Annotated in this window: 7 protein-coding genes; all 7 read left to right on the plus strand. The window is 70.2% G+C overall.

The annotated features are described in order from the left end of the window. Positions 1-119: 119 nt before the first annotated feature. Positions 120-380, plus strand: a complete 261-nt coding sequence (locus KME77_RS12895; RefSeq protein ID WP_219466291.1) for a hypothetical protein — start codon at positions 120-122, stop codon at positions 378-380. An 8-nt stretch (positions 381-388) separates the two neighbouring features. After that, positions 389-874 carry an SHOCT-like domain-containing protein gene (locus tag KME77_RS12900; protein ID WP_219466292.1) on the plus strand — a complete coding sequence of 162 codons (486 nt, stop codon included), beginning with the start codon at positions 389-391 and terminating at the stop codon, positions 872-874. Positions 875-1,119: 245 nt separating this feature from the next. Further along, on the plus strand, positions 1,120-1,449 hold the full coding sequence (locus KME77_RS12905; RefSeq protein ID WP_219466293.1) for a PadR family transcriptional regulator: 330 nt from the start codon (positions 1,120-1,122) through the stop codon (positions 1,447-1,449). A gap of 2 nt (positions 1,450-1,451) precedes the next feature. Continuing rightward, a complete protein-coding gene (locus tag KME77_RS12910) occupies positions 1,452-1,865 on the plus strand; it encodes a DUF1048 domain-containing protein (protein WP_219466294.1) in 414 nt (137 codons plus the stop codon). Further along, entirely contained in the window at positions 1,865-2,662 is a 798-nt protein-coding gene (locus tag KME77_RS12915; RefSeq protein ID WP_219466295.1) for an ABC transporter ATP-binding protein, read from the plus strand. Before KME77_RS12910 ends, KME77_RS12915 begins: the two co-directional genes overlap by 1 nt. Then, the gene (locus KME77_RS12920; RefSeq protein ID WP_219466296.1) at positions 2,659-3,420 is read left to right on the plus strand and encodes an ABC transporter permease; all 762 of its coding nucleotides are present in this window, start codon (positions 2,659-2,661) and stop codon (positions 3,418-3,420) included. Before KME77_RS12915 ends, KME77_RS12920 begins: the two co-directional genes overlap by 4 nt. A 10-nt stretch (positions 3,421-3,430) precedes the next feature. Beyond that, positions 3,431-4,639: a cytochrome P450 gene (locus KME77_RS12925; RefSeq protein WP_219466301.1), complete on the plus strand. Its 1,209-nt coding sequence runs from the start codon at positions 3,431-3,433 to the stop codon at positions 4,637-4,639. Positions 4,640-4,696: the final 57 nt, after the last annotated feature.

Consider the following 4,696-nt stretch of genomic DNA (forward strand, 5'->3'; position numbering starts at 1 on the left):
ACCCAGATGCTCGACTTCGTCGAGCCCGATCCGGCGCCGCGGCCGGCCGACGTCATCGACCGGCTGCGTCGCGGCGAGATCAGCACCCAGCAGGCGCTGTCCGAACTGGAGGCCGGGACATGATGCCGCAGTTGCTGACCGTAGGGGTCAAACGCCCGGACCGCCGCCTCGTCCGCGTCCGGGTCCCGGTCGTGCCGGTCGTGCTCCTGCTCTCACCGGTCCTGCTCCTGGCCCTGGTGGCGGGCGTCGTGGCCGGTCACGTGTACCACGTCGACACGTTGCGGGCGCTGCGCACCGGCTGGCGCATCGTCTGCGCGCTGCCCGGCACCCGGTTCGACGCCCAGTTCGACCGTACGGCCGTGCTCGTGGCGATCCGATGAGCCATCCGATGAGCCATCCGGTGAGCCGCCCGGTGAGCCACCCGGTGAGCCACCCGACAAGAGAGGTCGCGATGAGCGAGCAACGCAAGGACGTCCTCGGCCTGCTGGCCGAGGGCACGATCAGCGTGGAGGAGGCCGAGCGGCTCATCGTCGCGCTCGAACGGGCTCAGCCGGCGGCGTCGGCGAGCCTCGCCACCCGGCCGAAGGGCAGGGCGAAGTACCTGCGGGTGGTGATGGAGTTCCTCGGCGAGGGCGAGGCGGACCGGCTCAACGTGCGCGTACCGCTGCAACTGCTGCGGGCCGGCGTGCAGCTGGCGGCCCTGGTCCCGCCGCGGGCGCTGGAGCGGGCCAACGCCGAGCTGGTCAGGTCAGGCGTGCCGATCGACCTGACACAGCTCAGGCCCGAACACCTCGAAGCGCTCGTGGAGCACCTCGACGAGACGATCGTGGAGCTCGACATGTCCGACGGCTACCTGCGGGTCTTCTGCGAGTAAGGGCCGTCCGGCACCATCGATCGGGGCCGCGGCGCCGTGTCAGCACGGCGACGGTCCGGTATCAGCGCGACCGGCGATGGTGGACGCCATGAACACTCCACCGATCACCGCCCGCGCCGCCCCGCTTTCCCGCCCGCTCTCGGCGCGGGCCCACGCCTCAGCTAATCGGTGTTGCTAAGTACCGGTAGTCAGCGTTACTTTGTACCGGTAGTCAGCGTCACCGAGTAGCTGGACGGAGATGTCCCATGGGCAGGCAGATCACCGAGATGCTCAAGGGAACGCTGGAGGGCATCGTCCTGGCGATCCTCTCCGGCCGATCCGCCTACGGCTACGAGATCACGGCGTGGCTGCGCGACCAGGGCTTCTCCGGCATCGCCGAGGGCACCGTCTACGCGCTGCTGGTCAGGATCGAGCAGCGGGGCCTGGTCGACGTGGAGAAGGTCCCGTCCGGGAAGGGGCCGCCGCGCAAGGTGTACACCCTCAACGCCCGGGGGCGGGACCACCTCGAGGAGTTCTGGACGACCTGGAGCTTCCTCACCGGCAAGCTCGAACAGCTCCGCGAAGGAGGCAACTGACCATGGCCACAGAGTCACCCGGGCCGAAGAGCCGCTACCTGCAGTACCTGGAGATCATCACCGGGTCGCTGGAGGAGAAGAAGCGCTACCGGCAGTACAAGGCGCGCATCAAGCGCCTCCCCGAGAACTACCGCACGGCGGCCGAGGCGCTGGAGCGGTACCTGATGCACTTCGGGCCGGCCGACGGGGCCGGCGCGATGACGATGTACGAGGACCTCGCCGACCTGTTGGAGCAGGGCGCGGCGGACCGGACCCCGATCCGCGACATCTTCGGGCACGACCCCGTCGAGTTCGTCGAGGCGTTCATGGCCAACTACCCCGCCGGCCAGTACAGGGCCCGCGAACGTGACCGCTTCACCAGCGCCGTCGCCCGCGCCGCGGGCGAGGGGAACACGAGAGAGGACAGGACGCTCTGATGACGACACAGTCAGCCCCGGCGATCCGGGTGCAGGGCCTGCGCAAGTCCTACAAGGAGCTGCACGTGCTGCGCGGCGTGGACTTCGACGTGGCGCGAGGCAGCATCTTCGCCCTGCTCGGCTCGAACGGCGCGGGCAAGACCACGGCCGTGAAGATCCTGTCCACGCTGCTCAGGGCCGACGCGGGCACGGCGCTGGTGAACGGCTTCGACGTCACCGGGCAGGCCGCGGACGTGCGCGAGTCCATCAGCCTCACCGGGCAGTTCGCGGCGGTGGACGAGATCCTCAGCGGGCGGGAGAACCTGGTGCTGGTCGCCCGGTTACGGCACCTGAAGGAACCGGGGCGGATCGCCGACGGCCTGCTGGCGCGCTTCTCGCTGACCGAGGCGGGCGGGCGGAAGGTGGCGACGTACTCGGGCGGCATGCGCCGCCGCCTCGACATCGCGATGAGCCTGATCGGCGACCCGCCGGTCATCTTCCTCGACGAGCCGACGACGGGCCTCGACCCCGAGGCGCGCCTTGAGGTGTGGAAGGCGGTCAGGGAGCTGGCCGGCCGGGGCACGACGGTGCTGCTGACCACGCAGTACCTGGACGAGGCCGAGCAGCTCGCCGACCGGATCGCGATCCTGCACGAGGGCCGGATCCTCGTCAACGGCACCCTGGGCGAGCTCAAGCAGCTGCTGCCGCCCGCCAAGGTCGAGTACGTCGAGAAGCAGCCCACCCTGGAGGACGTCTTCCTCGCGCTCGTCGGCGGCGACGGCGCGAAGGCGGCGCGGACGAGTGAGGAAGAGAGATGACCAAGCACTTCTTCGGCGACACCGCCGTGCTCACGGGCCGGAGCCTGCGCCACATCAGCCGCAGCCCGGACACCATCATCACCACCGCGATCATGCCGATCGCCATGATGCTGATGTTCGTCTACGTGTTCGGCGGCGCGATCAGGACGGGGGCGGACTCCTATGTGAACTACCTGCTGCCCGGCATCCTGCTCATCACGGTCGCCTCGGGCATCGCCTACACCGCCTACCGGCTGTTCATGGACATGAAGAGCGGCATCTTCGAGCGTTTCCAGTCCATGCCGACCGCGCGCTCGTCGGTGCTGTGGGCGCACGTGCTGACCTCGCTGGCGGCCAACGTGATCTCGCTCGTGGTCGTCGTGCTCGTCGCCCTGCTGATGGGTTTCCGCTCGTCGGCGGGGTTGGCGGCGTGGCTCGCGGTCGCCGCCGTCCTGATCCTGTTCACCCTGGCGCTGACGTGGATCGCCGTCATCCCCGGCCTGACCGCCAAGACCATGGAGGGCGCGAGCGCGTTCTCCTATCCGCTCATCTTCCTGCCGTTCCTCAGCTCGGCCTTCGTGCCGACCGACACCATGCCCGGCCCGGTGCGCGCCTTCGCCGAGAACCAGCCGGTGACCTCCATCGTCAACGCCGTCCGCGCCCTGCTCGCCGAGCAGCCGGTCGGCGACGACATCTGGATCGCCCTGGCCTGGTGCGCCGGCATCCTCGTCGTCGCCTACGTCTTCGCCATGAACGCCTACCGCCGCAAGATCTCCTGAAGGAATGATCATGACTGAGTCCGTCCACACCGTACCGGCGATGCCGGCGGCGCGTCAGCCCGGCTGCCCCTTCGACCCGCCCAAGGAGCTGGTCGAGGCCCGCGAGCACGGCCCGATCAGCCGCTTCCCCTTCCCCGACGGGCACCAGGGCTGGCTGGTGACCGGCTACGACCTGATCCGGGCGATCCTGGCCGACCCGCGCTTCAGCTCACGCAAGGAGCTCATGAGCCACCACCCGCTCATCGACTACGGCGACATCGAGGTGCCGCCCGCGCCGCCCGGCGAGTTCCTGCTCATGGACGAGCCCCGGCACGGCCGCTACCGCAAGCCGCTGGTCGGCAAGTTCACCGTCCGCCGGATGCGGCTGCTCACCGAGCGGGTCGAGCAGATCACCGCCGAGCACCTGGACGCCATGGAGAAGGCCGGCCCGGGGGTGGACCTGGTGACCGCGTTCGCCAAGCCGATCCCCGCCGTCGTCATCTGCGAACTGCTCGGGGTGCCGTACGAGGACCGTGGCCGTTTCCAGGACAACATCGACAAGTTCCTCGGCGGGGAGGTCGGCGACGAGGAGCTGATCGCGGCCTACCTCGCGACCCAGCAGTACCTGGCGGAGCTGGTGGCCGCCAAGCGCGCCGCGCCCACCGACGACGTGCTCAGCGACCTGCTCGACAGCGACCTGACCGACGAGGAGCTGCAGGGGATGGCGCTGATCCTGCTGTCGGCCGGGTTCGACACCACCGCCAACATGCTGGCCCTGGGCACCTTCGCGCTGCTGCGCAACCCGGAGCAGCTCGCCGCCCTGCGCGCCGACCCCGCCCTCACCGACCCGGCCGTGGAGGAGCTGCTGCGCTACCTGAGCGTCGCCAAGCAGTTCGTGCGGGTCGCGCTGGAGGACGTCGAGCTGGCCGGTCACACCGTCGAGGCCGGGACGATGCTCATCCTGTCCCTCAGCACCGCCAACCGCGACCCCGAGCGCTTCACCGACCCGCACAAGCTCGACCTGCGCCGGCAGGACGGCGGCCATCTGGCCTTCAGCCACGGCATCCACCAGTGCCTCGGCCAGCAGCTGGCCCGGGTCGAGCTGCGGGTCGCGCTGCCCGCCCTGCTCGACCGCTTCCCCACGCTGCGGCTGGCCGTGCCGGACGAGGAGGTGTCCCTGCGCCCGGAGACCGCCGACATCTACGGGGTCAAGAGCCTCCCGGTCACCTGGGACGCGTGACCGGGCGGCCGCACCACGGAGGCGCCCCGGGCGCGGGCGGGGCCCGGGGGCGGGCTT

Source organism: Nonomuraea rhizosphaerae (genome assembly GCF_019396405.1).
In the GTDB taxonomy this organism is placed as follows: domain Bacteria; phylum Actinomycetota; class Actinomycetes; order Streptosporangiales; family Streptosporangiaceae; genus Nonomuraea; species Nonomuraea rhizosphaerae.